This window comes from Aromatoleum tolulyticum (assembly GCF_900156155.1).
GTDB lineage: Bacteria > Pseudomonadota > Gammaproteobacteria > Burkholderiales > Rhodocyclaceae > Aromatoleum > Aromatoleum tolulyticum.
The window spans coordinates 14,372-40,856 of sequence record NZ_FTMD01000004.1 but is presented as its reverse complement, the minus strand read 5'-3'; the positions used below and the strand labels follow the sequence as shown (position 1 = coordinate 40,856).

The 26,485-nt window shown below is 68.1% G+C and carries 23 protein-coding genes; 10 read left to right on the top strand and 13 right to left on the bottom strand.

Annotated elements, in window-relative coordinates; translation table 11 throughout:
- Nucleotides 1-1,206: a citrate transporter gene (locus tag BW991_RS07135; RefSeq protein ID WP_076601410.1), complete on the bottom strand. Its 1,206-nt coding sequence runs from the start codon at nt 1,204-1,206 to the stop codon at nt 1-3.
- Nucleotides 1,207-1,401: 195 nt separating this feature from the next.
- On the opposite strand from BW991_RS07135, the gene BW991_RS07130 reads away from it, so the two are divergent.
- Genes BW991_RS07130 through mnmA form a run of 3 tightly spaced genes read left to right on the top strand, consistent with a single transcriptional unit; the run spans nt 1,402 to nt 3,717 of the window.
- Complete coding sequence (locus BW991_RS07130; RefSeq protein WP_076601409.1) at nt 1,402-1,857, top strand: NUDIX hydrolase; 456 nt, start codon at nt 1,402-1,404, stop codon at nt 1,855-1,857.
- Between the two features lie 11 nt (nt 1,858-1,868).
- On the top strand, nt 1,869-2,591 hold the full coding sequence (locus BW991_RS07125) for a hypothetical protein (RefSeq protein ID WP_170879062.1): 723 nt from the start codon (nt 1,869-1,871) through the stop codon (nt 2,589-2,591).
- 16 nt (nt 2,592-2,607) lie between these two features.
- Nucleotides 2,608-3,717, top strand: a complete 1,110-nt coding sequence (gene mnmA, locus BW991_RS07120; protein WP_076601408.1) for a tRNA 2-thiouridine(34) synthase MnmA — start codon at nt 2,608-2,610, stop codon at nt 3,715-3,717.
- Nucleotides 3,718-3,780: 63 nt separating this feature from the next.
- Here the strand turns inward: mnmA and BW991_RS23840 are convergent, their stop codons facing one another.
- From BW991_RS23840 to glnE, 5 genes are all read right to left on the bottom strand, one after another.
- Nucleotides 3,781-3,957, bottom strand: coding sequence for a hypothetical protein (locus BW991_RS23840; RefSeq protein ID WP_170879061.1), 177 nt, complete (start codon nt 3,955-3,957; stop codon nt 3,781-3,783).
- 59 nt (nt 3,958-4,016) lie between these two features.
- Complete coding sequence (locus BW991_RS07115) at nt 4,017-4,949, bottom strand: hypothetical protein (protein ID WP_076601407.1); 933 nt, start codon at nt 4,947-4,949, stop codon at nt 4,017-4,019.
- A gap of 174 nt (nt 4,950-5,123) precedes the next feature.
- A complete protein-coding gene (locus BW991_RS07110) occupies nt 5,124-5,576 on the bottom strand; it encodes a SixA phosphatase family protein (protein ID WP_076601406.1) in 453 nt (150 codons plus the stop codon).
- Nucleotides 5,577-5,638: 62 nt separating this feature from the next.
- Complete coding sequence (locus BW991_RS07105; RefSeq protein WP_076601405.1) at nt 5,639-7,165, bottom strand: CYTH and CHAD domain-containing protein; 1,527 nt, start codon at nt 7,163-7,165, stop codon at nt 5,639-5,641.
- A gap of 121 nt (nt 7,166-7,286) precedes the next feature.
- Complete coding sequence (glnE, locus tag BW991_RS07100; protein WP_076601404.1) at nt 7,287-9,971, bottom strand: bifunctional [glutamate--ammonia ligase]-adenylyl-L-tyrosine phosphorylase/[glutamate--ammonia-ligase] adenylyltransferase; 2,685 nt, start codon at nt 9,969-9,971, stop codon at nt 7,287-7,289.
- Nucleotides 9,972-10,155: 184 nt separating this feature from the next.
- On the opposite strand from glnE, the gene BW991_RS07095 reads away from it, so the two are divergent.
- The 3 genes from BW991_RS07095 (at nt 10,156) to tldD (ending at nt 16,388) form a co-directional block, all read left to right on the top strand.
- Entirely contained in the window at nt 10,156-14,013 is a 3,858-nt protein-coding gene (locus BW991_RS07095) for a YhdP family protein (protein WP_244551634.1), read from the top strand.
- Between the two features lie 5 nt (nt 14,014-14,018).
- The gene (locus tag BW991_RS07090; RefSeq protein WP_076601675.1) at nt 14,019-14,867 is read left to right on the top strand and encodes a carbon-nitrogen hydrolase family protein; all 849 of its coding nucleotides are present in this window, start codon (nt 14,019-14,021) and stop codon (nt 14,865-14,867) included.
- Nucleotides 14,868-14,942: 75 nt separating this feature from the next.
- Nucleotides 14,943-16,388 carry a metalloprotease TldD gene (gene tldD, locus BW991_RS07085; protein WP_076601402.1) on the top strand — a complete coding sequence of 482 codons (1,446 nt, stop codon included), beginning with the start codon at nt 14,943-14,945 and terminating at the stop codon, nt 16,386-16,388.
- A 39-nt stretch (nt 16,389-16,427) separates the two neighbouring features.
- Here the strand turns inward: tldD and BW991_RS07080 are convergent, their stop codons facing one another.
- The 4 genes from BW991_RS07080 to BW991_RS07065 all read right to left on the bottom strand — a co-directional run bounded on the left by BW991_RS07080 (nt 16,428) and on the right by BW991_RS07065 (nt 20,475).
- Nucleotides 16,428-16,769, bottom strand: a complete 342-nt coding sequence (locus BW991_RS07080) for a BON domain-containing protein (RefSeq protein ID WP_076601401.1) — start codon at nt 16,767-16,769, stop codon at nt 16,428-16,430.
- Between the two features lie 229 nt (nt 16,770-16,998).
- Nucleotides 16,999-18,432: a sigma 54-interacting transcriptional regulator gene (locus BW991_RS07075; protein WP_076601400.1), complete on the bottom strand. Its 1,434-nt coding sequence runs from the start codon at nt 18,430-18,432 to the stop codon at nt 16,999-17,001.
- Nucleotides 18,429-19,082: a hypothetical protein gene (locus BW991_RS07070; protein WP_084204995.1), complete on the bottom strand. Its 654-nt coding sequence runs from the start codon at nt 19,080-19,082 to the stop codon at nt 18,429-18,431. Before BW991_RS07070 ends, BW991_RS07075 begins: the two co-directional genes overlap by 4 nt.
- Nucleotides 19,072-20,475, bottom strand: coding sequence for a sensor histidine kinase (locus BW991_RS07065; protein ID WP_076601399.1), 1,404 nt, complete (start codon nt 20,473-20,475; stop codon nt 19,072-19,074). The genes BW991_RS07070 and BW991_RS07065 overlap by 11 nt, the downstream gene beginning before the upstream one ends.
- Before the next feature lie 332 nt (nt 20,476-20,807).
- On the opposite strand from BW991_RS07065, the gene BW991_RS07060 reads away from it, so the two are divergent.
- Entirely contained in the window at nt 20,808-21,452 is a 645-nt protein-coding gene (locus BW991_RS07060) for a bactofilin family protein (RefSeq protein WP_076601398.1), read from the top strand.
- A 64-nt stretch (nt 21,453-21,516) separates the two neighbouring features.
- Here BW991_RS07060 and BW991_RS07055 read toward each other — a convergent pair whose 3' ends face one another.
- From BW991_RS07055 to BW991_RS07045, 3 genes are read right to left on the bottom strand one after another with little or no spacing between them, the layout of a single operon-like run.
- Nucleotides 21,517-21,882 (bottom strand): PilZ domain-containing protein, encoded by a 366-nt coding sequence (locus BW991_RS07055; protein WP_076601397.1) that lies wholly within the window; start codon nt 21,880-21,882, stop codon nt 21,517-21,519.
- A gap of 30 nt (nt 21,883-21,912) precedes the next feature.
- Nucleotides 21,913-22,557, bottom strand: coding sequence for a lytic transglycosylase domain-containing protein (locus BW991_RS07050; RefSeq protein WP_076601673.1), 645 nt, complete (start codon nt 22,555-22,557; stop codon nt 21,913-21,915).
- A gap of 20 nt (nt 22,558-22,577) precedes the next feature.
- Nucleotides 22,578-24,326, bottom strand: coding sequence for a proline--tRNA ligase (locus BW991_RS07045; protein WP_076601396.1), 1,749 nt, complete (start codon nt 24,324-24,326; stop codon nt 22,578-22,580).
- A 218-nt stretch (nt 24,327-24,544) separates the two neighbouring features.
- Between BW991_RS07045 and BW991_RS07040 the strand changes: the two genes are divergently transcribed.
- The 3 genes from BW991_RS07040 to BW991_RS07030 all read left to right on the top strand — a co-directional run bounded on the left by BW991_RS07040 (nt 24,545) and on the right by BW991_RS07030 (nt 26,484).
- Nucleotides 24,545-25,075, top strand: a complete 531-nt coding sequence (locus BW991_RS07040; RefSeq protein ID WP_076601672.1) for an RNA pyrophosphohydrolase — start codon at nt 24,545-24,547, stop codon at nt 25,073-25,075.
- A gap of 365 nt (nt 25,076-25,440) precedes the next feature.
- A complete protein-coding gene (locus BW991_RS07035) occupies nt 25,441-25,920 on the top strand; it encodes a CBS domain-containing protein (RefSeq protein WP_244551633.1) in 480 nt (159 codons plus the stop codon).
- Between the two features lie 144 nt (nt 25,921-26,064).
- A complete protein-coding gene (locus BW991_RS07030; protein WP_076601394.1) occupies nt 26,065-26,484 on the top strand; it encodes a rubrerythrin family protein in 420 nt (139 codons plus the stop codon).
- Nucleotide 26,485: the final 1 nt, after the last annotated feature.

Here is a 26,485-nt window from a genome sequence, read left to right as displayed (position 1 = left end):
TTATTGCGGATGCCAGCCGATGATGAGCACCATCGCGATGAAGCCGGCGACATAGGCGACCGGCACGTGCCAGCCCTTGCGCAGCCACAGGACGGCCGAACGGGCTTCCGGATACATGTTCGACAGGGCGACGCCGGCCGAGGAGCCGAACCACAGCATCGAGCCGCCGAAGCCGACGGCATAGGCGAGGAAGCCCCAGTCGTAGCCGCCCTGGCGGATCGCCAGCGCGGTGAGCGGAATGTTGTCGAACACCGAGGAGACGAAGCCCAGTGCGAAAGCGCTCATCAGCGAGGCGGGCGGCAGCTCGCTGACCGGCATCATCGATGCGCAGCCCACCAGCGCGAGCAGGAAGATCGAGCCCTTGGCGGTTTCCGGCATGATCTCCCAGTCGTGGCGGCGCAGCTTCGCGGTGAGCAGGATCGCGACCCATACGGCGACGCCGATGAAGGGGAAGCTGCTGGCGATGCTGGGGGCGGTGATGTTGATCGTGACGTTGGTGCCGATCGCGAGGCCCAGCATGAGCATGACGATGAAGATGCGGCCCCAGTCGATGCGGGTATGTTCGTGCGCGTGCTTGTTGATCGGTGACCAGGCGTGCTGCTGTTTCGCGGCGATGGTGCCGAAGATGCACAGCGCGACCGCGGCCCCGAGCGCGGCTTCGAGGACGGCGAGCGGCGAGATGCCGGCGATCCACATCATCGTCGTCGTCGTGTCGCCGACGACCGAGCCGGCGCCACCGGCGTTGGAGGCCGCAACGATGGCCGCGAGGTAGCCGATATGCACCCTGGCGCGGAACAGCTGGTGCGCCATCGCGCCGCCGATGAGCGCCGCGGCGATGTTGTCGAGGATCGCCGAGATGAAGAAGATCATCACCAGCAGGGCGAACGGACCCTTCCAGTCGTGCGGCAGGAACTTGGGCAGGATCACCGGCACGTGGCTCTTCTCGAAGTGTCGCGCGAGGATCGCGAAGCCCATCAGCAGGCAGAACAGGTTGGCGAAGGTGACCCATTCGTGGCCGAGGTGGCCGAGCCATCCGGCGACGCCGGCGCCGGCTGCGAAGCCGGTGAACACGATCTTGTACAGGCTGATGACGGCGAAGCCGGTCAGCGCGACGTACAGGGTGTAGTGGTGGAACAGCGCCACGCCGAGCAGCGTGAGCGCGAACAGGATGAAATCGACGGGAATGCCAGCGAGTGAGGGTGTCATGATCGTTGTGAGTTGGTCTTGTTCGGACGAGCTGTCTCCTTCGCACGATCTTTTTCTTGGTTTGACGTGGAGAGCCTTGGATGATAATGCCTCTCAGCCTCTTGTGCGCGTCGCGCAGGATGCTTCCGCTTGCACTTTCGCGCGTTGCGGCGCGCGTGGCGCGTTAAGATCGCGCTTTTGCCTGCGATGGCTGCAATGGAACGAGTGTGGAAGCCGAATGTCACCGTGGCATCGGTGATCGAACGCGACGGGCGTTTCCTGGTGGTCGAGGAAGAAACGGCCGACGGGCTGCGCTTCAATCAGCCGGCCGGCCACCTCGAGGCGGGCGAGTCGCTGCTGGAGGCGGCGGCGCGCGAGACGCTGGAGGAAACGGCACACCGCTTCGTGCCCGAGTATGTGGTCGGGATCTATCAGTGGCCCGTGCCGCGGGGTGAAATCACCTATCTGCGCTTCACCTTCGGCGGCACGGTCGGTGCGCAGGAGGCGGGGCGCGAACTCGATGCCGGCATCGTGCGGGCGTTGTGGCTGACGCGCGACGAACTGCTGGACTGCCGCGCGCGGCATCGCAATCCGCTGGTGCTGCAGTGCGTCGATGACTGGATCGCGGGACGCCGCTACGCGCTCGACCTGATCCGGCATTATCCGGGCTGAGTGCCGACGCGATGCGTGCCGCGCTGCTCACCTGCGTATCTACCTGGCTGTTCGCCTGGCAGCCGTTGGCGCACGGGGCGCCCGCGGTCGAGGTGTGCTTCAACTACGGTTGCGCGAGCCGGGTCGAGGTGGTGCTGGCCGAGGACGGGCTTGCCGATGTCGCGGACGTGTTGGCGCAGGCTACGGATGCGGATTCGGAACGCGCCGCGATTGCCCGGGCGGTGGGCATGATGCAGCGGCTGTCCGCCGGGCAGGCCCCGATCGCGGCGGACCGTGGCGGCAATTACCGCGACGACGATGTCGAGGGGCGCATGGACTGCATCGATCATTCGACCACGACGACGCGTTTTCTCGAGCTGATGGCCGCGCGCGGCTGGCTGCGCTTTCATCGCGTGCTGGCGGTCGAGCGGCGGGCGCCTTATCTGGTGCTGCAGCACTTTTCCGCGGTGATCGAGGAGGCGGCCGCTCCGGGGCCGCAGGCGGCCGCGCCGGTCGCGTCCGCGCCGCTGCCCGACTACATCGCGCCCATGCTGGCGCTGTGCGACTGCGGCGACGTGCTGGCCGACATCGGGCCGGCCGTCATGCTGCGTCCGGCGCTGGAAGGGGCGCCGGTGCCGGGGCACAATCCCGGCGCACGCTTTGCGGTCGACAGCTGGTTCGTGGATCATGGCGAGCCTGCGGTGGTGCTGCCGCTGGCGGAATGGCTGAATGGAGAAGGACCGAATGTCCAGTAAGAAGGACCCGAACGGGATGAAGGTGGTCGTCGGCATGTCCGGCGGCGTGGATTCTTCGGTGACCGCGCTGCTGCTGAAACAGCAGGGCTATCAGGTGACCGGCCTGTTCATGAAGAACTGGGAAGACGATGACGACGACGAGTACTGCTCGACGCGTCAGGATCTTGTCGACGTTGCGTCGGTGTGCGACGTGATCGGCATCGACCTCGAGGTCGTGAATTTCTCGGCCGAATACAAGGACCGCGTGTTCGCCGACTTCCTGCGCGAATACGAGGCCGGGCGCACGCCGAACCCGGACATCCTGTGCAACTCGGAGATCAAGTTCCGCTGCTTCCTCGATCACGCGATGCAGCTCGGGGCGGACAAGATCGCGACCGGGCACTATGCGGGCGTGCGCGAGTGGGTCAATGACGGGCGTACGGAATACCAGTTGCTGAAGGCCGAGGACGGCACCAAGGACCAGAGCTACTTCCTCTACCGCCTGACGCAGGCGCAGCTCGCGAAGACGCTGTTCCCGCTGGGCAGCCTGTACAAGCGCGAGGTGCGCCGGATCGCGGCCGATGCCGGCCTGCATGTCGCCGAGAAGAAGGATTCGACGGGCATCTGCTTCATCGGCGAGCGGCCGTTCCGCGAGTTCCTGATGCGTTATCTGCCGACGAAGCCGGGCGAGATCCGCAACCTCGACGACGGGCGCGTGCTCGGCGAGCACCAGGGGCTGATGTACCACACCATCGGCCAGCGGAAGGGCCTGCACATCGGCGGCATCAAGGGCAAGCAGGACGAGGCGGGCGAGCACGACGCGTGGTATGTCGCCGCGAAGGACGTGAAGGCGAACGTGCTCTACGTCGTGCAGGGACACGAGCATCCGGCGCTGCTGAAGAGCAGCCTGACGGCGACGGAGCTCAACTGGATTTCGGGGCGCGACCCGCACACCCACTGGGTGTATACGGCCAAACCGCGCTACCGCACCCCGGACATGCCGTGCGAGATTGACGCACTGAGTGACGCGCTGGGCGACGCCCGTGCCGAGATCGTGTTCGCCCAGCCGCAGTGGGCGCTGACGCCGGGGCAGAGCGTGGTGGTGTATGAATCGAAGGTGTGTCTGGGTGGCGGCGTGATCGTCTGAACCGGAGCCCGTGGCGGTCAGTGGACTTCCGGACGGCGACGATCGCCGTCCGGGCGTCGCCGTTTACGCGTTGCCCTTGTCCTCGAGGCCCTTCTTCAGGAGCTTGGCAATGAGGGGGTTGACGCTGGATTCAGCGTTGGCCCCGCCCGAAGCCTTCGCAAAGCGGTCGGGGGTGTCGGTGTTCTTCATGCGGCCGCGGATTTTGAGGCCGTTGAGTTTCTCGAGGTCGGTCTTTTTCATTGCGTGTCGATCCTTGCCGGCGTACGGGGCAATGTGGAGGGCGGTCGTGCCGGACGCGATCAGGGGGCGACCGGCGAGGGGTGCAGGCGCAGACAGAGGCCGCTGCGCCAGTATTCGCAGCGTTCGACGTATTCGCGCGTGCTCTTGGGCATGGGCACCCGGGCGCGGGTGATGTAGCTCACGAGGTCGCGTCCCTGCACGATCAGGTTCATGCCGTCGACGGCGAGCTGCAGGTCTTCCGGCGCGGTGGCGCCGGCCAGCCGCGGCGTGACGCTGGCAAGCCGTTCCGCCGCGACGGCGAAATCGGCCCAGACGTCGAAGATCGCGGGGTCGGTGCGCAAAGTCTCGCACTTGACCTTGGCGGCTTCGGTGAAGCGCAGGGTCGGGTCCTCGATGCCTTCGAAGAAGCGCGAGCCGGCGAAGGTCTCGACCATCACGCCGCCGATGCGGTCGATGTCGCGCAGGGTCTGCGAGATCTTGATGTAGCGGCTGTCGTAGAAGGCTTCGATGGGGATCGAGAACGCGCGGAAGGGCTCGCCCCACAGTTCGTCGATGCCTTCCTCGCCGCTGCGGTGGCGCACGAGCTTGCCGAGGTTGAGCGCTTCCTGCAGGCAGAAGCCGCATTCGCGCATCAGCGCGTTGTCGGTCTGGATCTCGATGCCGAGTTCCTGCATCTCCATCAGCTTGGTGAAGATGTCGGTGGCGCGGTTGAACAGCGCGCCCGCGAGCATCGCGCCCTTCACGCGCTTGCGGTCCGGGTCCTGCTCGGCGTTGTAGGATGCGCGCGTCTCGGCGAGGCGTCTGCCGGGGATGTTGATGCCGTGTTCGACATGGTTGAACAGGCGTCGCGTGAGCCCCTCGATCAGCTGCCGTTTCATGCGCAGCGAGTCGGCCGGCGGTTCGTAGGCCTTGATCCAGTAGCCGTCGTAGAACACGCGTTCCACGCCGTCGATGACGCGCTTGGTGCCGTTGGCGGTGACGGTAGTATTCATCTATGGAATGCCCGGACGAGTTGAGCGGAAGGCGCGGGCGGGCGAACGGCGCCCTTGTCGCAGGGCGAATCTTACGGCAAGCGCCGCGTCAGCGATGTCGATTCGCGGACAAATTTTCTGCACTGCGCAAAGGATGGCCGCGGCGGCGGCATCCTGGCCCTGATGCGGCCGGCCTCAGGCGAGGTCGGGGGGGACGACCGCGCGCAGCACGGTCTGGGTTTCGCCTTCGCGCACGCGGTTGCTGAACCACCACAATGCGCCTTTCTTGATCGTCCAGTCGGCTTCCACGCCCGAGAGCAGCAGGGCGGCCATGCGGCCGAGCGCCGGCTGATGGCCGACGACCAGACAGGGGCCGGCGGAGTCCGGCCAGCCGGTGGCGGCGAGCAGGTCGGCGACGCTGCCTTCGGGGCCCAGGGAGGGGACGATCTCGAAGCGGTCGGTGAAGGCGCCTGCGGTCTGGCGGGTGCGCACGGTCGGGCTGACGAGCACGCGCAGGCGCTTGGGGCGGCGCTCTTCCAGCCAGGCGGCCATGCGCTGCGCCTGGCGCAGGCCGCGTTCGGTGAGTTCGCGCGTGTGGTCGGGACTGCCGTCGACCGCTTCGGCATGGCGCCACAGCAACAGGTCCATGGTGTCCTCCGTGTCCAAAGGTGCGACAGCCTATGGGGCGAGTGTTGCCGCGCGATGACGGCTTAGCCGCGTGCCGCCGCCCAAGGGGCGTCTTCGCCGAGCAGGCGCGCGACGTCGCGCAGCGCGCGGCGGCCGAGGCGGGCGTAGGCGGGGCCGTGCCAGCCGCACACGAAGGCGGCCGCGGCGCGCAGTTCGGGGTCGTCGCCGGCGTAGTGCGCGAGGCGGATGCGCGCGACATCGACGTCGTGCACGAACCCGAGCGCGTTCTGGGCGCGGACGATGGTCGCGACGTAGCGGCGGGTGGGCTTGGCCGGCAACAGCGGGGCGAAGAACTCGAGCGCGTAGCGCAGGCGCTTGAGGGCGATGCGCAGTGCGTGCAGGTGGGTGCGGCTGCGGTCGGCCGCCGCGGCATGGCGGCGCCGGACCTTCTTGCGCAGGCGCTCGAGCTGGCGCACCGTGAAGTCGGCGAGGGCGTGGTCGGCACGGGCGCCGTCGTCCGGCAGGGCGTGGAGCGCCGCGGTCAGGCCGATCATGAGCCGGCCCTGGGCGGCGGGGTCGAGCGTATGCAGCGATTCGCCGCGCGCGCGCTCGCGTTCGGCGCCGATGCGTTCGGCGAGGGCGATCACCGAGTCGGCTTCGCTGCCGCTGTGCCCGGCTTCGTCGGTCGCGACCGGCGTGAGGATCTCTTCGTACAGGACGTCGAGATCGCGCGCCTCGGCGAAGTTGCGTGCGTTTTCGCCGAGGCGCGCGCGCCAGTGCTCGACGAATTCGGGCGGCAGGATCGGTGCGAAGAGGCTCAGCAGGGTACGCAGGCGCCGCAAGGCGACGCGCAGCTGGTGGATGAATTCGGGCGCGCCGTCCTCGGTCGCGCCGACGGCGTTGGCCTGCCACTGGCGCAGGCAGGAGTAGGCGAGGGTGCGGAAGGCCGCGAGCGGTGAATCGCCGCTGTCGATGGCCGACGCTTCGGCGCGTGCGGGTTCGAGTCGTGTGCCGAGGTGGAGCGCGTAGCCGCGTTCGGCCTTGCTGATGTCACTGGGCATCAGCGGGTTGTCGGCGGCAAGGCGACAGGCGAGCAGCAGCAGGTCGAGCGGCTCGCCGGCGACGAGTTCGAGCTCGAGTTCGCTGATCGGCGCGCGCCGGTCGCCGGCGACGACTTCCCCGGTGTCTATCATCATCAGGATGCGCACCTTGTCGTCGGGCGCATACAGGCGCGTTTCGCGCCGGAAGCGGGTCGCGAAGACGGGGGCGAGGCTGGATGCGTGGCGGGTGAGGAGTTTGCGCACCTTGGGGGCATCGACTGCGCTGAAGTCGAAGCTGCCGGAAAAGGGCTGTTCCCATTCGGGCCGGCTCGTGAGGCCGGCCGTGGATTCGGCCGCGCACTTCACGGTCTGCAGTTCGACGCGACCCTGCCTGCGGGTGCGCAGGGCGATCTTGCGCTCCTTGAGCCGCAGGTCCGGCGTGTCGAAGTAGGTGTTGTCGAGCGTCTTCGCGCTGCCCTGGCGGGCGGCGCCGGCCACCAGCGGATGGCGCCGCAGCGCGGCCAGGGCCTTGGGGGGCAGCGCGAGTTTGAGTTCGATTTCCTGGCTCATGAGGCTCGTCTACCCGATGGAAGGAGCCTGATTCTAGTCGCGGACAACCTTCGCGTCATGCGTGGAATTTGAACTGAAATATTACAGTCGGCGTTTCCGCGCCCGTGCGGCGCAGCGTGCTTCAGTCCTCGCCGAACACCAGCTGCCACAGGCGGCGCACCGAGTCGCGCGCGAACGCGACTTCCAGCGGTTGGACGCGGGAGGGCAGGTCGTTGAGGCGCTGGCGGTGCTGCAGGTGGCGGAACATGCGGTAGCTGTCGCCGCAGCGGCCCGCGAGGCCGGCCGGGATCAGGTTGAGATCGCCGGCGATGCGCAGCAGGGCGATGTTGCCGAGGTTGCCGGTGAGTTCCGGATACTGGTGGGCATGGCCGAGCACGAGGTACTGGACGAGGAATTCGACGTCGATGAGGCCGCCGAGATCGTGCTTGAGGTCGAAGAGCTCGCTCTTGCCCGCGTGCGCATCGCGCATCTTGTGGCGCATCTCGAGCACGTCGGCGTGCAGCTTGTCGAGGTCGCGCGGCTGGCGCAGGACCTCGCAGCGGATGCGCTCGAAGGCTTCGCCGAGCTCCGGGTCGCCGGCGGCGAAACGCGCGCGCGTGAGCGCCTGGTGCTCCCACACCCAGGCGGACTCGAGCTGGTACTTGCGGAAGGAGTCGAGCGAGCACACGAGCATGCCGGACTCGCCGTTGGGGCGCAGGCGCAGGTCGGTCTCGAACATGATGCCCGCGGCCGTCTGGCTCGACAGCCAGGTGTTCAGGCGCTGGCCGAGGCGGGTGTAGACCTCGGGCGCTTCCGGGGCGTCGTCGTCGTGCAGGTACACGAGGTCGAGGTCGCTCGCGTAACCGAGCTCCTTGCCGCCGAGCTTGCCGTAGGCGATCACGGCGAACTTGGGTACGTCGCGGTGGCGGATCTTGATCTTGCGCCAGATCGTCGGGATGCTCAGGTCCAGCATCATGTCGGCGAGCGCCGAGAGGTGGTCGGCGAGCTTTTCGACCGTGAGCATGCCGGCGATGTCCTGCATCAGCAGCCGGAACACGAGCGCGTGGTGCTGTTCGCGCATCATGTCCATCTGCCGCTCCATGTCGGGTTCGACGGCGTCCACGGCTTCGGCGATCTGCTGGCGCAGCGTTGCCCACTCGGGGGCCGTCTGCAGCACGCGCGCGTCGAGCAGTTCGTCGAGCAGGATGGGGTGGCGGATGAGGAACTGCGCGGCCCAGCGCGACGCGTTCATGAGGTCGGCGACGCGGCGCAGCGCCTGCGGGTATTGCTGCAGCAGCGCGAGATAGGCGCCGCGGCGGCTGATCGATTCGAGGAGGTCGAGGCAGCGCCCGAGCGTCTCGTCGGCGCCCGAGGTGCCGGCGGCGGCTTCCACGACGCGCGGGATCAGCGCATCGAGGCGGCTGCGAATGTGGTTGGGCAGCTGTTGGTAGCGGTTGCCGGTGCGGATCGCCGCGAGGCGGCGCGCGGCGGCGGGCGGGTCGCGGTAGCCCAGCTTGGCGAGCGTGGCTTCGGCCTGGCCGGAGTCGCCGGCCGAGGCCCACATGCCGTCGAGGGTGTGGCCTTCCTCCGCGGGGTCGCCGAAGACGTGCTCGAAGTGCCGGCTCACCATCGCACGGTAGCGGTCGAGGACGTCGAGCAGGGCGGCGAAGTCGGGGAAGCCCATCGCGCGCGCGATGCGCGCGCGGTCCTCGTCGTTGCCGGGCAGGTCGTGCGTCTGCGCGTCGTCGAGGTACTGCAGGCGGTGTTCGAGGCGGCGCAGGAATTCGTAGGCCTCGCCGAGTTCGGCAACCGCCTCCGCGGCGAGGAAGCCGCGTTCGGCCAGGCGCGCGAGCACCTTGAGTGTCGGGCGGATCTGCAGCTGGGTCTCGCGCCCGCCGCGGATGATCTGGAAGACCTGGGCGATGAACTCGATCTCGCGGATGCCGCCGGGCCCCAGCTTGATGTTGTTGGCGCGGTCGCGGCGCGCGACTTCGCGGCGGATCTGCGCGTGCAGGTCGCGCATCGCGTTGATGGCGCCGAAGTCGAGGTACTTGCGGTAGACGAAGGGGCGGGCGATCTTCTCCAGTTCCTCGAAGCGTTCGCCGGCGAGCACGCGCGCCTTGATCCACGCGTAGCGCTCCCATTCGCGCCCCTGGGTGATGAAGTAGTTCTCCAGCATGTCGAAGGAGCACACCAGCGGCCCCGAGTCGCCGTTCGGACGCAGGCGCATGTCGACGCGGAAGACCTGGCCGTGCTCGGTGATCTCGGCCAGCGCCTGGATCAGCTGCTTGCCGAGACGTTCGAAGAACTCGAAGTTGCTGATGACCTTCGCTCCGCCGGTTTCACCGTCCTCGGGATAGATGAAGATCAGGTCGATGTCAGAAGAGACGTTGAGTTCGCGTCCGCCGAGCTTGCCCATGCCGACGACGAGCAGTTCCTGTTCCCAGCCGGTCTGCGACACCGGGGCGCCGTACCGTTGCACCATGGCCTCGCGCAGCACGTCGTGGGCGGCGCGGATCGTGACTTCGGCGAGCACGGTCATGGTTTCGGTGACTTCGGCGAGGTCGGCCTTGCCGTTGAGGTCGCGCACGATGAGGTGGCACATGACCCAGGTGCGCAGGTTGCGCAGCGTGCCGCGCAGGCGGGTCTCGTCGAGCCCGGATGTCGCCATGAAGGCCTGCATCGCCTCGGCATCGAGCGGCCGGTCGAGCGAATCAGCGAGCCGTTCGGCGAGCCAGGCGCGGCTGTCGAGCGTGCGCTGCAGGTAGCGCGACAGCGCGGCGGCGTAACAAATTGCTTCGGAGGGCTGCTTGGGTGTCTCGGACATGGGAGGCGAGCTCTGGATCGTTGATAGAATGCGCGGTTCCCCGGACGCTTGAGCTGATGCCGACGCTCAGGATGCAGACTGGATTGTATCGAACCCGGTCCGCATTCAGTCGCATCGCGGCGTCCCTTCCGCCTTATTGCCGATGAACGCTCCCCACGCAAACCTTCCTGACGTCCGCTCCCTGGTGTCCACTGCGCGTCGCGGTCGTCTGTGGCGCGTGCTGTCGGTCGTGCTGCTGGTGGCGTGGTTCGTGGCCGGGGCGGGCTTCCTGTTCGTGCGTGAGGTGCTGGTGCCGCGCGTGGGCGAGTTCCGCGCGGAAGTGGCAGATGCGATATCGGCCGCGGCCGGGCTGCCGGTGTCGATCGAGGGCCTGTCCGCCGACCTGTCGGGGCTGCGTCCGCGCCTGCACCTTGTCGGCTTCGAACTCAAGGACGGCGCCGGGCGCCCCGCGCTGCGCCTGGAAAGCATCGACGCGACCCTGTCGTGGTCTTCGCTGCTGCGCGCCGAGCCGCACTTTCACAGCATCGAGCTGAAGAGCCCCGTGCTTGCCATGCGACGCGAGGTCGACGGCGCGATCTACATCGCCGGCGTGCGCATCGACCCGGAGGCGACCTCCGACGGGACGTTTGCGGACTGGTTGTTCGCGCAGCGCGAGATCGTCGTGCGCGATGCGAGCCTGGGCTGGACCGACGCGTTGCGCGGTGCCCCGGAGCTGAACCTGACGGGCGTGCAGTTCCGCCTGCTGCGCAGCGGCCCGCGCTACCAGTTCGCGCTGCAGGCGCACGCGCCGGCCGAGCTCGCGCCGATGGTGGAGGTGCGCGGCGACCTGGCGAGCCGCACGCCGGCCGACCCTTCGTCCTGGCTGGGGCAGGTGTATCTGTCGGCGGACGATGCGAGCCTGGGCGGCTGGCGGACCTGGATCGACTATCCGGTCGCGCTCGCGGGCGAGGGGGAAGTGCGCGCCTGGGTGGGACTCGGCAACGGGGGCATCGACTCGCTGGCGGTCGATCTCGCCCTCGATGATGTGAATACGCGCCTCGGCGACGAACTGCCGGTGCTCGAACTCGCGGGCGTGCGCGGCCGCCTGTCGGGGCGGCGCACGCCGGATGGCATGGAGTTCTCGGCGCGCGGGCTGGAGCTCGCGACCGGCGATGGTCTCGCGATCGCTCCGACGGATCTGGATCTGGTGCTGCACGGCACCGGCGACGGCACGCCCGACGGCGGAAAGTTCACCAGTGGGCGCCTCGATTTCCGCGTGCTCAGCGACCTGGCGGCGCACCTGCCGTTCGATCCGGCCGTGCGCGAGCGTCTCGGCGCGTTCGCGCCGCAGGGCACGCTCGACAACCTGCGTCTCGAGTGGCGCGGTCCACCCGAGCGGCTCGAGACGTGGAAGATCCATGCCCGGTTCGACGGCATCGGGCTCAATCCGCAAGAGGGGCTTCCGGGCCTCGCGGGCATGTCGGGGGAACTCGAGGGCGACGAACGCAGCGGACGCTTCCGCATCGCCGGCCAGAACGCCGCGCTGGAGCTGCCGGCGGTCTTCCCCGAGTCGCGGATCGGTTTTTCGAGCCTGCGTGCGGACGGACGCTGGACGCGATCCGCCGACCGCCTCGAGATTGCGCTCGACAGTGCGAGTTTCGAGAATCCCGATGCGACCGGCACGGCGTCCGGGCGCTATTGGCCCGCCGCCGAGGGGGCAGGCGAGATCGACCTGAATGCCCGTCTCACGCGCGCCGAGAGTGGCGCGGTGTGGCGTTACCTGCCGCACGTCGTGAATGACGAGACGCGGACCTGGCTGCGGCACGGCATCGTAGGCGGGCGGGTGCCGGATGCGCGCCTGCGCCTGAAGGGCAATCTCGACGATTTTCCCTTCCGCGACCGCAAGTCGGGCGAGTTTCTCGTGACCACGCGGGTGTTCGGCGCGCGGCTGGACTACGCCGAAGGCTGGCCGTCGATCACCAACATCGACGGCGAGGTACGCTTCGAAGGGCCGGGCATGCGCATCACTGCCGACCGCGCGCGCATCTTCGGCGTTGCGCTTGCGAACGTCGTCGCCGACGTGCCCGACCTCGACGCACCGGGCGGCGAGATCATGACCATCCATGGCCGCGCCGCGGGGGCGACAGCCGATTTCCTGCGTTTCGTCTCCGAAAGCCCGGTGTCTCGCCGCATCGACGGGTTTACCGACGCGATGCGTGCCGAGGGCACGGGCGCGCTCGACCTCAGGCTGGTGCTGCCGCTGCGCCACATCGATACCAGCACGGTGAAGGGCGAATACCGGTTCGCAGCCAATCGCCTCACCGTGGTCGACGGCCTGCCGCCGCTGACCGAGGCTACCGGGGTGGTGCGTTTCACCGAGAACGATCTGGAAATCCCCGAGGCGCGCGCGCGCCTGTACGGCGAACCGATGCAACTTGCGGCGCACACCGCCAAGGACGGGGGCGTGGTGTTCGATGCCCGCGGGGCGCTCAAGGTGCAGGCCGTGCGCGAGGCGCACGATTGGCCCGGCCTCGATCACCTCTCCGGCGGCGCCGAGTGGCAGGCCAACATCGACGTGCGCTCGCAGGGCACGCGCGTGGTGGTCGACTCCACGCTGGCCGGCGTCGCGTCGAGCCTGCCCGAGCCGCTGAACAAGAGCGCCACCGCCGCGTGGCCGCTGCACGTGGCGCTGGACTTCCCCGCGCACGGCAAGTCGGAAAGCTTGCGCGTCGCGCTGGAGGGACGCGGCGAACTGCAGCTGGAGCGTCGCCGCGAAGGCGACACCTGGGGCGCGGCGCGCGGCGGGGTCGGCGTGCATGCCGGGATTCCCGCCGGGGAGTCGGGCATCGCGATCGCGGCGAAGCTCGACGAATTCGACGTCGATGCCTGGCGCAAGGTGCTCGACACCGCCGATGCGGGCGAGCACAAGGAGGCGCAGGCGGGGCGCTCGGTCGCCCTCGCCGGGGTGGACCTGCGGGCGAAGCGCCTGACCGGCTTCGGCCAGGAACTCGGCGACGCACACGTCAGCGCGCGTGCCGACGACGGCGGCTGGAAGGGGCGGATCGAAAGCCGCGAGGCGGAGGGGGATTTCGACTGGCGCGAAGGCGGCGATGGCACCCTGCGTGCCCGTCTGAAGCGCCTCGTCCTGGCCGGGAGCCATGACGCCGCCGCGGAGGCTCCCGACGCGGCCGAGAGCGCTGCGGAGACGGAGGAGCCGCCACGCCGCCTGCCTGCCCTCGACGTCGTCGTCGATCGCTTCTCGCTGAGCGGCATCGAGTTCGGCCGTCTCGAATTGCAGGCGCGCAATCGCGGCGGGATGTGGCACCTCGATTCCGTGTCCCTCGCGAATCCGGATGGAAAACTGGGCGGTTCCGGCCTGTGGCGTCCCGGCTCGCGGCCGCAGACGGATCTCGATTTCCGCCTCGAGGCGCGCGACATCGGTCAGCTCGCAAGCCGGCTCGGCTACGGGGAGGTCGTGCGCGGCGGCACGGCGGTGCTGGCGGGCAAGATCGCCTGGCGCGGGGCCCCGACGCGCATCCACTATCCCTCGCTGACCGGAACGATGATGGTCGAGGCCGAGGACGGGCAGTTTCGCAAGCTCAACCCGGGAATGGGGCGCCTGCTCGGCGTGCTCAGCCTGCAGTCCCTGCCGCGGCGCCTCACGCTCGACTTCCGCGACGTGTTCAGCGAAGGATTCGCCTTCGACAGCATTTCCGGTAGCATCAAGGCGGCCTCGGGGCAGCTGCGCACCGACGATCTGCGGATCCGCGGCCCCTCGGCACGGGTGCGGATGAGCGGTTCCGTCGACCTCGAGGACGAGACGCAGGACCTGCGCGTGACAGTGCAGCCGACGCTGGCCGAATCGGTCGCGCTGGGCGCCGCAGCCGGACTCATCAACCCGGTCGCGGGCGTGGTCGCCTATGTCGCGCAGAAGGCGCTGAGCGATCCGATCGAAAGGATGTTCGCGTTCAGTTATTCGATCACCGGCAACTGGGCCGACCCGAAAGTCGAGAAACTCTCCGCCGCGAACCCCGGCACGGCGGACCCATCGAAGCAGGAGTGAGCAGCTTGAACCGTTCCGCCCCGCCCGCCGCCCCCGTGCCTCCCGTGCGTATTGCCGCGATCCAGACCGTTTCCGGCCCCGACGTCGGCGACAACCTGCGCGTCGCGGGCGAGCTGATCGCCGAGGCTGCGGCCGCGGGCGCGAAGCTCGTCGCCCTGCCCGAGTATTTTCCGCTGATCACTGCCGACGAGACCGTCAAGGTGGCGATCCGCGAAACCGACGGCAGCGGCCCCATCCAGGATTTCATGCGCGAGGCCGCCGCGCGCCACGGCGTATGGCTCGTCGGCGGCACGATCCCGCTGGTGGCGGACGCCGACGCCAAGGTGCGCAATTCGACGCTGGTGTTCGACGACCGCGGCGAGCGTGTCGCGCGCTACGACAAGATCCACCTGTTCGGCTTCCAGAAGGGCGCCGAACGCTACGACGAGGCCGCGACGATCGAGGCGGGCAGGGAGGTCGTGACCTTCGACGCCCCCTGCGGCCGTGTGGGACTGTCGGTATGCTACGACCTGCGCTTCCCCGAGCTCTTCCGTGCGATGGGCGCGGTCGATCTCATCATCCTGCCTGCGGCCTTCACCTACACCACCGGCCGCGACCACTGGGAGGTGCTGCTGCGTGCCCGCGCCATCGAGAACCAGTGCTACGTGATGGCGCCGGCCCAGGGCGGGCGCCATCCGAGCGGCCGTGTGACCTGGGGCCACACGCTGATCGTCGACCCGTGGGGCGAAGTCCTCGCATGCCGCGACGAAGGCCCCGGGTTCATCTGGGCCGATGTCGATCCGGCGCGCATCGCGGCCGTGCGCGAAAGCCTGCCGGCGTTGCGCCACCGCTGCCTCGGCGCGGCGAGCGCCTGACGACAGCACCGACCTTTTGACCTTATTCGCGTTGTCCGTGTCGAACGGACCGGACCTCCCCAACCTGGACGAACAATGAGCCGAGCACAGAACCCCCTCAAGGTCGCCGACCGCTACCTCCTCAACCCCTACGATCTGGGCGAGGCGGAACTCGAGAAGGTGTTCCGCAAGCTGATGCGCCATCGCCTCGACTACGCCGACCTGTACTTCCAGTACCACCGTTCGGAGGGCTGGAGTCTCGAGGAAGGCATCGTCAAGTCGGGCAGCTTCAACATCGAGCAGGGCGTGGGCGTGCGCGCGATCAGCGGCGAGAAGACCGCCTTCGCCTACTCCGACGACATCTCGCTGCCCGCCCTTACCGCGGCCGCCGAAGCGACGCGCGCGATCGCCGAGGCGGGCGGCCGGCGCAGCGTCGCGATCGCCCCGCATGCCGGCAAGTCGCGCCTGTACCGCGGCGAGGACCCGCTCGCCTCGCTCGACGACACCGCCAAGGTGAAGCTCCTCGAGCGCCTCGAAGGCTTCGCGCGCGGCGAGGACCCGCGCGTCACGCAGGTCATGGCGCACATCGCCGGCTCCTGGGAAGTCGTGCTCGTCGCGCGCAGCGACGGCCACATGGCAGCCGACGTACGCCCGCTGGTGCGCGTGTCGGTCACCGTGATCATGGAAGACAAGGGCCACCGCGAGCAGGGCAGTGCCGGCGGCGGCGGGCGCTTCGACTACAGCTACTTCGACGACGGGCGCCTGCAGGAATACGCGCGCGCGGCGGTGCATCAGGCGCGCACCAACCTCGCGGCCGGCCCTGCGCCGGCCGGCACGATGAGCGTCGTGCTCGGCCCCGGCTGGCCGGGCATCCTGCTGCACGAGGCGATCGGCCACGGCCTCGAGGGCGACTTCAACCGCAAGGGCAGCTCGGCCTTCTCCGGACGCATGGGCCAGCAGGTCGCGGCGAAGGGCGTCACGGTCGTCGACGACGGCACGCTACCGGACCGTCGCGGTTCCCTGACCATCGACGACGAGGGCAATCCGACCGAGCGCACGGTGCTGATCGAGGACGGCATCCTCACCGCCTACATGCAGGACACGATGAACGCCCGCCTGATGGGCGTGAAGCCCACCGGCAACGGCCGGCGCGAATCCTTCGCCCACCTGCCGCTGCCGCGCATGACAAACACCTACATGCTGAACGGCGACAAGGCCCCCGAAGAGATCATCAAGTCGGTGAAGAAGGGCCTGTACGCGGTGAATTTCGGCGGCGGCCAGGTCGACATCACCTCCGGCAAGTTCGTGTTCTCGACCGCCGAGGCCTACCTGATCGAAAACGGCAAGGTCACCCGCCCGGTGAAGGGCGCGACGCTGATCGGCAACGGCCCGGATGCGCTCACGCGCGTGTCGATGATCGGCAACGACATGGCGCTCGACCCGGGTGTCGGCACCTGCGGCAAGGACGGCCAGAGCGTCCCGGTAGGCGTAGGCCAGCCCACGCTGCGACTCGACGGGTTGACCGTCGGCGGCACCGCCTGAGCGGGCGGGGGACCCCGGTATTGGCGGCGCGTCGACGGTTCAGCGTTCCGTCAGCTCCAGCGCGTTCTCGACCAGACGCACTCCGCGCACGTTCAGCACCGTACGCTGGGCGCGGGCGCGCTGCTCCTCGTTGACCACGACGCCGGCCAGCGTCACGCGCCCCGCATGCGCCGACACCGCGATGTGCGCGGTGTCCAGTTCGGGGTCCGCGCCGATCGCCGTCTTGATCTCGCGCTGGAGGTTGTGATCGTGTTCGTCGCGTGCCATGGCGGCTGTCGCCTGAGCCACCGCCACGAGGCCGTCCGCCCGCGCCGGCGCGCCGATACAGAATGCGATTGCGCTGGTGGTGAGTAGGGAAACGATGTTCTTGCGGGTAATCACGTCGGGGCTCCTTCTGCGAAGAGTCATGTAGCTGCGCGCGCGGTTGGGGACGCGCTTCGCTCTTCTTACAGCAGGCGGCGTGCCAGCTCCCGTCAAGGCCCTTGCGGAGGCGGGCCGGCCGGGGTGACCGGCGCATTTCGACATCTGCGCGGCGTACGCGGTGCCGGTTGGGGCCGAAAAGTGTCGTTATTCCCCGACGGCCATCGGCGGTGTGATGCAAGTCCCTGATTCAGTGGAGTTCCTGCTGTCGCTCGCGGGCGACGTCGGCGCTCTCGCCGCGGAACAGGCTGGGTGTCAGCGAGTGCCGCTGCAGCAGGCGGTAGAACTCGGTGCGGTTACGGTCCGCGAGGCGGGCTGCGTCGGACACGTTGCCGTCGGTGAGCTTCAACAGCTGGATCAGGTAGTTGCGCTCGAAGCGCATTTTCGCTTCGGCGTAGCTCAGCGCCTCCAGGCTCGGCCCGCGTAGCGCGCGCTCGACCAGGGCAAGGGGGATCAGCGGCATCGTCGCCAGCGCACTGGCCTGTTCCACGACGTTCTGCAGCTGGCGGATATTGCCCGGCCAGGCCGCGGTGGTCAGCGCCTCGAGCGCCTCCGGCGCGAAGCCGCGCAGCCGCTTCTGGTACTTGCGTGCGAGGCCCCGCAGGAAGTGGTTCGCCAGCAGCGGGATGTCCTCGCGCCGTTCGTCCAGCGTCGGCAGATTCAGGCCGACGACGTTCAGGCGATAGAACAGGTCCTCGCGGAATGTTCCGGCGACCAGCGCCGCTTCGAGATCGCGGTGGGTCGCAGAGAGAATGCGCACGTCGATCGCCTGCGCGCGGCTCGCGCCGACCGGACGCACCGCCCGCTCCTGCAGCACCCGCAGCAGCTTCACCTGCAGTGCGAGCGGCATGTCGCCGATCTCGTCGAGGAACACCGTGCCGCCGTCCGCGGCCTGGAACAGGCCCGTGTGCGCGCTCGCCGCGCCGGTGAACGCGCCCTTCACATGGCCGAAGAGTTCGGATTCGAGCAGTTGTTCCGGAATCGCGCCGCAGTTGATCGCGATGAAGGGCCGGGCCGCGCGCGGGCTGGCATCGTGGATTGCGCGCGCCAGCAGCTCCTTGCCGGTGCCGCTGTCGCCGCGTATCAGCACGCTGGCGTCGGAGGCGGCGACGAGTTGGGCCTCGTCCAGCACCGTCGCCATGCGGCTGCTGTGGCTGATGATCGCGTCGCGCCAGCCGGTGGCCGCCGTGCCCTCCTCGCAGGCGCGAGGCGTGCCGCCGATCTGCAGTGCCTGCGCGATCTTGCCGAGCAGCGCCTTGCTGTCGAACGGCTTGGTCAGATAGCCGAACACGCCGCGCGAGGTCGCCTCTACCGCGTCCGGGATGGTGCCATGGGCGGTCAGCAGGATCACCGGCAGGGCCGGCCAGGTCTGGCGGATCTCCTCGAACAGCAGCAGTCCGTCGCGGTCGGGCAGGCGCACGTCGCTCAACACCAGGCCGAAGCGTTCCACCGCCAGGCAGGCCAGCGCGGACTCGGCGCTTTCGGCCGTGCGGACGCGATAGCCGCTCGCGCGCAGGCGCATCGACAGCAGCCGCAGCAGGTCGGTGTCGTCGTCGACGAGCAGCAGATGGGCACCGTCCTGCGCCGTCCTTGCGTCGCTTGTAGTGCTCGGGCGCGTCGTCATTTATCGTTTCTCCTTTCCCGCGATGACGGTAGCGGCGGCGTCGGCGTGGACGGGCGCGCCGGCAGCGTGCGTTCGATTTCGGTCAATGCGTCGAGCTTCTCCTGAAGCTGGTCGCTCTGTTTCTGGGCATCCTTGAGCTGCTGTCCGGTTCGTTCGAGCTGCTGCGTAAGGCGTTCGGCGGTGTTCTCCAGGCGCACGCGTTCCTGCAGCTGCTCGGCCAGCAGGCGCGCGAGCGGTTGCAGCGCCACGGCGTCGGCCTTTTCCGACCCGTTGATCGCCTCCAGCAGCGACTGCGCACGCTGCAGGTTGTTGTTTCCCTGCGGATGGCTCAGCAGCATGGCCTGCTTCATCTGCGCGAGGGGGGCGTTGCCCGCGCCCGACAGCGCCGAGCGTTCGCGCGCGAGTTCGGCGGTGTTCAGGCCGCGAATCGTTTCGTGGTAGGCGAGGGCATTCCGCACCGGCGTATTGGCGTTGCTGAGCAGGGGCGGCATCTGCGGCAGGGCGGGCAGCTCGGCCGTTGCGCTGCGCACGTTCGCGCAGCCGCTCAGGACCGCCGCGAGCGCCAGTGCAAGGCCGGCAACGGCCCTGCGTTCGTAGCGTGACGCAGCGCTGCAGACGGGCGGCCGGTCGTGGGTGAAGTCAACGCTCATTCGGAAGTTCGATCCTGAAATAGGCACCTCTTGCCGACGGCTGCAGTCCGACGCGTCCACCGTGGGCGACGACGAACTCGCGCACGATCGACAACCCGAGTCCGCTGCCGTGGCGCGGCTCCTCCGGCTGCCGCGAGCCCTGGAAGAACGGGTCGAAGATGCGTTCGGCCTCCTCCGCGGCGGCGCCGGGCCCCTGGTCGAGGCAGTCGACGCGCACCCAGCCGGGGTGCGTGCTCAGCGTCACGCGGATCTCGCCGCCGCGGGGGCTGAAGGACACCGCGTTCGCGAGCAGGTTCGCCAGCACGATGCGCAACTTGTCGGGGTCGGCGCTGAACGGTGGCGGTTCGCCGTGCAGCACGACCTTCAGGTTGCGCGTCTGGATCGGCAACTGCTGTTCGGCGATGACCGATTCGGCCAGCGCCCTCAGCATCACCGGGCGCCGGCGCAGGTTGCGCGCGTGGAACACGGCGGCGTTGTAACCCAGCAGATCCTCGATGCGCTCCTGCAGCTCACGTATGTTGTGCTGCAGGATCGCGACGACCTCGCGCTGTTCGACGCTCAGCTCGCCGACCACGCCGTCTTCGAGCAGCGCAATCCCTTCGCGCACCGACGCGAGCGGCGTCTTCAGTTCATGCGACACGTGGCGCAGCACGCGATTGCGGTTCGCCTCGAAATCAGCCAGCCGCAGACGCAGCCAGTCCAGACGGCGGCCGACGCGGCGCAGGTCGGCCGGGCCGGGAATCGCCACCTGCTCGTCGAAGCGGCTCTCGCCCAGTGCCTCGATCGCGGCCTCGAGGCGGTTGATCGGGCGCAGCAGCCACCAGCCCGTGAGGGCAGCGAAGGTGCAGGCGGCGATGATCGCGGCGAGCACATGCCAGGCCAGCCTGCCGCGGTTCGCGTCGAGCTTTTCGAGCAGCGCCTGGCTCTGCTGGCCAAGCTGCGCCTGCACCTCGCCGGCGAGCTGCTCGTTCAGCGGCGGCACCCGGCTCAGTGCGTCCGTGGCCGATTCAGCCGGGCCGCCCTCGGCAAGAGCCGCCCCGGCCGCCTCGGCCGCCGTGCGCCATTCGTCGACCAGCGCACTCACGCTCGGCGCATGCAGCGCCGCGATCGTTCGCAGCGCGGTCAGCGACTCGCCGCGTGCCTGCTCGAAGCGTTCACGCAGCAGCGGATCCTTCAGGACGAGGAACTGGCGCGCGCTGCGTTCCATGTCGACACTGCGTTCACCCAGCTGCTGTACCGCACTGGAATACTTCAGCGCATCGCCGACGCTCTCGCGGTGTCGCGTCGCGAATTCCTCCAGCGTGATCAGCCCCCCCAGCGCGGTGGCGCCCAGGATCGCCGCAACGAGCAGGAAGCTGGCAAGCAGCGAATGACTGAAGGAAAGGCGCGACATGACTGGAGGATCTTCGTAAACCAGCGCGACAGTGTAGGTGGCGACCGAACGTCCGCGTCGTAAGCAAGTGCAAGGCGGTGTTTCTGAACGATTTCCGTGTCGCCTCCCGGCGACGCGCGAAAAATCAACAAAATCAATGTGATGAGTATTTGTGTCGCCAGACCTGTCGCCGGGCGGCGACAGAAATCCCGTCTGCGCCGCCCGATCTTCCATCGCCTGAGAATAAATCCAATAAATTCATGGGTTTGGATTGGTGGCATGGCACATGCTAGGGCGGCACACGGGGGCGATGATCGTCGGCCCGGAAACGTTTACGGATTCAAGGAGAGACCATGTTCAACAAACCCGCCCTGTTCCCCAAGGTTCCAGATACCCCGGCTTCGCGCAACAACGGCACAACGCGGTCTCCGTCGGGCAGTCTGACCACGGGGGCGGCGTCCTCCGGTGCAAGCCTGTCGCGCAGTTCGACCGAACTGCCGGCGTCGTCCAGCGACTCCTCTCCGGCCGCTGACGACAAGGCGCTTGCGTCCGCGAGCGTCGCGGCCGCCGCGATCGACGACACCCCCCAGGACACCGGCAGCCGCCTGATCGTCGGACCGGACGTCAAGCTGAAGGGCGCCGAGATCCTCGACTGCGACACCCTGGTCGTGGAAGGTCGTGTCGAGGCGACAATGGACAGCCGCGTGATCCGCATCGCCGAAAACGGCTCGTTTGCCGGTACCGTCGGCATCGATGTCGCCGAAGTGCGCGGCCGTTTTGAAGGTGAGCTGACCGCCCGCAGCCAGCTGATCATCCACTCGACCGGCCGGGTCAGCGGCAAGATCCGCTACGGCAAGATCCTGATCGAGGAAGGCGGCGAGATTTCCGGTGACGTCCAGTCGCTGGCCAATGCCAAGGACGCCAAGGATTCCGGACGCGAAACCGTGCGCGCGGTCGGGCGCGACGAGCCCAACGTGAAGGTTGCCGTCGGCGCCTGAGCGATTCTTCTGCGGTCCGGGAAGCGGCGGCCGACCTCCGACGAGGCCGGCTGCCGGTCGTTCTTCAATTGTCGCCGTCTTCGTCGTCGAAGCCGACCGTGAAGCGCGACAGCATCGATTTCAGCGCCGCCTCGTTTTCGGGGCGGTCCAGTTCGAACAGGCGGAAGCCCGTGCTGCAGAAATCCGGGTTGGTATCGTAGCCCGACCACATCGCCTTGGCCGGCAACACCACGCTGCGGCCTTTGCCGTGATCGTCGGGCAGGTCGATGCGCAGGCGGTACAGCTGGCCTGTCAGCAGTTTGCTGGGGCCGTACACGAGCAGGCCGCCCTTGCTGATGTCGCCGATGCGCCCAATGAATTTGCCCGTTTCCGCGTCGTACACGCGAAACGAAATCGAGATCGATCGGCGGCGAAACAGTCGGTGTTCCATGTCGGTTCCCGCGTCTGAAGATTGGGCGGCTCAGTTTGTCTGGCCGCGTGCCTCCGTCACGGCGAGCGTCAGCGGCTGGTAGCTCCAGTGGCGCTCCCACGCCGCGCGCACCATGTTCGGATATTCGGGGCGGCCGAGGCTGCCGTTGTAGCGTCCCAGCGCCCGGAACAGGTCGCCCTTCTCGACGTCGAGGTAGTGGCGCAGGATCGTGCAGCCGTAACGCAGGTTCGTGCGCAGGTGGAAGAGATTGTCGTCCGCCCCGCCTATCGTCCTGATCCAGAACGGCATCACCTGCATGTAGCCGCGCGCGCCGGCGCTCGACACCGCGTACTTGCGGAAACCGCTCTCTACCTGGATCAGGCCGAGGACGAGCTGCGGGTCGAGCCCCGCGCGGGTCGCCTCGTAATGCACCGAGGTCAGCAGGTCCTCGCGATAAGCGCGGTCGGGGATGCGCTTCTCCAGGCGGCGCGACATCTCCCCCAGCCAGCGCACACGTTCGCCCGCATCCGCGATCAGCAGCTCCGGCGCCCCCGCATCGCTCACCGCTGCATGCAGCGCGGCGCGTACGCTCGCCGCCATCGGCTCGTAGATCTGGTTCCCGGCCGATGCGCCGCCGCTGACGGCCAATGCGGCTGTCAGCGCGGCGCGCAGCAGCGTGCGGAGCGTGCGTGTCATGCGTCCGTTATAGCCGAAAGTCATTGGCCCCGCAGCTTCGCCGCGACGAAACCGGCAAGATCGCCGATTGCCACCTTGGTCGCCTCCGCGTCGCGCCGGCCCTGGTATTCGGCCATCCCTTCCTTCAGCCCGCGCTCGCCGATCACCACGCGATGCGGCACGCCGATCAGCTCCCAGTCGGCGAACATCACGCCCGGGCGCTCGTCGCGGTCGTCGAGGATCGCATCCACGCCCGCGGCGAGCAGCCCTTCATAGAGCTTCAACGCCTCGCTGCGTACCGCTTCCGATTTGCCCCAGCCCACCGGGCACACCACGATGCGGAAGGGCGCGAGCGCGTCCGGCCAGATGATGCCGCGCGCGTCGTTGTTCTGCTCGATCGCCGCGCCCAGGATGCGCGTTACGCCGATGCCGTAGCAGCCCATCTCGAAATGCTTGGGCTTGCCGTCCTCGTCGAGGAAGGTCGCGTTCATCGCCTTCGAGTACTTCGTGCCGAGGTAGAACACGTGGCCCACCTCGATGCCGCGCTGGATCGCGAGGCGCCCCTTGCCGTCCGGGCTCGGGTCGCCCTCGACCACGTTGCGCAGGTCGGCGACGAGGTCGGGTTCGGGCAGGTCGCGGCCCCAGTTCGCACCGGTGTAGTGGTAATCCTCGTCGTTGGCGCCGCAGATGAAGTCCGACATGTTCGCCACCGTGCGGTCGGCGACCACCTTCACCGGCTTCTTCATGCCGATCGGCCCGAGATAGCCGGGCTTGCAGCCGAAATGCTCGTGGATCTCGGCCTCGGTCGCGAAGCGGAAGCCTGCCTTGAGGCCCTCGACCTTGCTCGCCTTGACCTCGTTCAGCGCGTGGTCGCCGCGCACCAGCAGCAGCCACACCGTCACGCCGGCAGGCTGGCCCTTGTCGTCGACGTCGTCGGTCGCCAGCACCAGCGATTTCACCGTCGTCGCGAGCGGCAGGCCGAGCAGCTTCGCCACATCGGCGCAGGTCGCCGCGCCCGGCGTCGGCGTCTTCTCGAGCCCGTGCGTCGGCGCTGCGCGCGACGCCAGCAGCGACAGCGCCTCGGCCAACTCGATGTTCGCCGCGTAATCCGAATCCGGGCAATAGACGATCGCGTCCTCGCCGGTGTCGGCGATCACCTGGAATTCGTGCGAGCGGTCGCCGCCGATCGCGCCGGTGTCGGCCGCCACCGCACGGTAGGTCAGGCCCAGGCGGTCGAAGATGCGGCAATACGCCGCGTACATCGCGTCGTAGCTGCGGCCCGCGGCGTCCATGTTGCGGTCGAAGGAGTAGGCGTCCTTCATCGTGAACTCGCGCCCGCGCATCACGCCGAAGCGCGGACGGCGCTCGTCGCGGAACTTGGTCTGGATCTGGTAGAAATTCTTCGGCAGCTGGCGGTAGCTCTTCAGCTCCTGGCGCGCGATGTCGGTCACCACCTCCTCGGAGGTCGGCTGCAGCGCGAAGTCGCGCTCGTGGCGATCCTTGAAGCGCAGCATCTCCTCGCCCATCTTCTCCCAACGGCCGGTCTCGGCCCACAACTCGGAGGGTTGCACCATCGGCATCGTCAGTTCGAGGGCGCCGGCGCGGTTCATCTCTTCGCGCACGATCTCCTCGACCTTGCGGATCACGCGCAGGCCGATCGGCAGGTAGCTGTAGATGCCGGCGGCAACTTTGCGGATGAAGCCCGCACGCAGCATCAGCTTCTGGCTGACGACCTCGGCGTCGGCGGGGGCTTCCTTGAGGGTGGAGATGAAATACTGGCTGGCACGCATTCTTGAGTCCGCGGTTGTCGGTTGGGCAAACCACCGATTTTAGCCGGTCGCGTGCGCGTCGGGTATGCGCCGTACTGCACATTCGGGGCTGGCCCAATTTCCGGCCCACGCGCGGCAAAAAGCACTGCCAAAACGGGAACATGCCACGGCTCGCGCCTTTCCAAGGCAGGGTAAGTGTGAAAAAATTGCTACAACTCTCATGAATTGAAGGTTTGATCATGCTCGACCGTGAAGGCTATCGCCCGAACGTCGGCATCGTTCTGGTCAACGCGCGCAACGAGGTGTTCTGGGGCAAACGGATTCGCGAACATTCCTGGCAGTTCCCGCAGGGCGGCATCAAGCACGGGGAATCCCCCGAGCAGGCGATGTTCAGGGAGCTCTTCGAAGAAGTGGGTCTGCGCCCCGAGCATGTGAAGATTCTTGGCCGCACGCGCGGCTGGTTGAGGTATGACGTTCCGAAACACTGGATAAAGAGGGAATGGCGCAACACCTACCGCGGGCAGAAACAGATCTGGTTTCTCCTGCGGTTGGTCGGCCGTGATTCCGACGTCTGCCTGCGAGCCAGCAATCATCCGGAGTTCGATGCCTGGCGCTGGAGCGAGTATTGGGTGCCGCTGGAAGCTGTCATAGAGTTCAAGCGGCAGGTGTATCAGCAGGCACTGCTGGAGCTGGCAAAGAACCTGTTCCGGGTCCGTCCCGGAGAACTGCCTGAAGCCTACCGGGCCGCCGCGGAAGCGCGCGAGCCCTGAGCACGGCATCGACGCCGCTGCGGCGCAACCGGAGCCTCCGGACGCATCGCGGCGGCGTTTTTTTTGTTTCTGCCCGCCTGTTGCTGAACCGTTGAACGGGTGGCCGGTCGAACTCCTTATGCCGGTTTCCGACCGGCTGCGGCGTGCGCATCGACGGCGCCGTTCGCGGGGCGCGCGTGAAGTGTCTCGATGCGAAGTCCGCAAGGCAGCCATGCGCCCCTCCACGCCATCGTCTGCAATGGGAGGTGCTCATGAACCGGGAATTCGAACCGCTTCCGCAAGCGCGGCTGGCAGGCTTGCACTGCGAAGTCGCCAGAACGGATGAAAGCCGCAGGGTATCCGCGTCGTCTCCCGCGGTCGAGGTCATGACCGACTTCACTCGAGTCCCCGCCGCGACCATTTCCGGCGAAACGCCGCTCGACGACGCCAATCGCGCGATGCTCCTGCGCGGTGTCCGGCTCCTCCTCGTGAGCGATGCGCGCCACCTCGTGCGCGGCGTCATCACCGTCGCCGACCTGCTCGGCGAACGCCCCGTCCATACCGCACGCGACCGCGGCGTGACGCTCGGCGAACTGACTGTCGACAGCGTCATGACGCCGCTCGAGAAGACCGAGGCCGTCGAACTCGGCGAGATCATGCGTGCCGACGTGGGCCACATCGTCGCCACGTTGCGGCGCTCCGGCCGTCAGCATCTGTTGGTGCTGGAGCGCGAAGAGGGCGGTCGCGGGCTCATCCGCGGCATCTTCTCGGCGTCGCAGATCGCACGCCAGCTCGGCGAGCCGCAGCCGATGATCACCGAGATCGCGCGCACCTTCGCCGAGATCGAGGCCGCCATCGCGGCCTGACTTGCACAAGTCGTCCCTATAGCCGGGCACCATCGAAAACATAGTGCCATTCAATTTTCGCTTGGCGCCCGCGGCTTCTAGGCTTCAAGCATCCCCGGCGGCAGACCGGGGCGGATCTTCGATACATCCAACGAGGAGACGACCATGGAACTCAAGGGATCCAGGACCGAAACGAACCTGAAGGCCGCATTCGCGGGCGAATCGCAGGCCAACCGCCGTTACCTGTACTTTGCTGCGAAGGCCGACGTGGAAGGCCAAAACGACGTCGCCGCGGTGTTCCGCTCGACGGCGGAAGGCGAAACCGGGCATGCGCACGGACACCTCGAATATCTCGAAGCCTGCGGCGACCCGGCCACCGGCCTGCCGATCGGCGCTACGCGTGCCAACCTCGGCGCCGCCATCGCCGGAGAAACGCACGAGTACACCGACATGTACCCGGGCATGTCGAAAGTCGCGCGCGAGGAAGGCTTCGAGGAGATCGCCGACTGGTTCGAGACGCTCGCCAAAGCGGAACGCTCGCACGCCAACCGCTTCCAGAAGGCGCTGGACGTACTGCAGGACTGAG

Bases quoted from the DNA above. Each gene is read 5' to 3' on its own strand.
- BW991_RS07135 (WP_076601410.1), bottom strand. From the start codon at position 1,206: ATGACACCCTCACTCGCTGGCATTCCCGTCGATTTCATCCTGTTCGCG.
- BW991_RS07130 (WP_076601409.1), top strand. From the start codon at position 1,402: ATGGAACGAGTGTGGAAGCCGAATGTCACCGTGGCATCGGTGATCGAA.
- BW991_RS07125 (WP_170879062.1), top strand. From the start codon at position 1,869: ATGCGTGCCGCGCTGCTCACCTGCGTATCTACCTGGCTGTTCGCCTGG.
- mnmA (WP_076601408.1), top strand. From the start codon at position 2,608: ATGAAGGTGGTCGTCGGCATGTCCGGCGGCGTGGATTCTTCGGTGACC.
- BW991_RS23840 (WP_170879061.1), bottom strand. From the start codon at position 3,957: ATGAAAAAGACCGACCTCGAGAAACTCAACGGCCTCAAAATCCGCGGC.
- BW991_RS07115 (WP_076601407.1), bottom strand. From the start codon at position 4,949: ATGAATACTACCGTCACCGCCAACGGCACCAAGCGCGTCATCGACGGC.
- BW991_RS07110 (WP_076601406.1), bottom strand. From the start codon at position 5,576: ATGGACCTGTTGCTGTGGCGCCATGCCGAAGCGGTCGACGGCAGTCCC.
- BW991_RS07105 (WP_076601405.1), bottom strand. From the start codon at position 7,165: ATGAGCCAGGAAATCGAACTCAAACTCGCGCTGCCCCCCAAGGCCCTG.
- glnE (WP_076601404.1), bottom strand. From the start codon at position 9,971: ATGTCCGAGACACCCAAGCAGCCCTCCGAAGCAATTTGTTACGCCGCC.
- tldD (WP_076601402.1), top strand. From the start codon at position 14,943: ATGAGCCGAGCACAGAACCCCCTCAAGGTCGCCGACCGCTACCTCCTC.
- BW991_RS07075 (WP_076601400.1), bottom strand. From the start codon at position 18,432: ATGACGACGCGCCCGAGCACTACAAGCGACGCAAGGACGGCGCAGGAC.
- BW991_RS07070 (WP_084204995.1), bottom strand. From the start codon at position 19,082: ATGAGCGTTGACTTCACCCACGACCGGCCGCCCGTCTGCAGCGCTGCG.
- BW991_RS07065 (WP_076601399.1), bottom strand. From the start codon at position 20,475: ATGTCGCGCCTTTCCTTCAGTCATTCGCTGCTTGCCAGCTTCCTGCTC.
- BW991_RS07060 (WP_076601398.1), top strand. From the start codon at position 20,808: ATGTTCAACAAACCCGCCCTGTTCCCCAAGGTTCCAGATACCCCGGCT.
- BW991_RS07055 (WP_076601397.1), bottom strand. From the start codon at position 21,882: ATGGAACACCGACTGTTTCGCCGCCGATCGATCTCGATTTCGTTTCGC.
- BW991_RS07050 (WP_076601673.1), bottom strand. From the start codon at position 22,557: ATGACACGCACGCTCCGCACGCTGCTGCGCGCCGCGCTGACAGCCGCA.
- BW991_RS07045 (WP_076601396.1), bottom strand. From the start codon at position 24,326: ATGCGTGCCAGCCAGTATTTCATCTCCACCCTCAAGGAAGCCCCCGCC.
- BW991_RS07040 (WP_076601672.1), top strand. From the start codon at position 24,545: ATGCTCGACCGTGAAGGCTATCGCCCGAACGTCGGCATCGTTCTGGTC.
- BW991_RS07035 (WP_244551633.1), top strand. From the start codon at position 25,441: ATGACCGACTTCACTCGAGTCCCCGCCGCGACCATTTCCGGCGAAACG.
- BW991_RS07030 (WP_076601394.1), top strand. From the start codon at position 26,065: ATGGAACTCAAGGGATCCAGGACCGAAACGAACCTGAAGGCCGCATTC.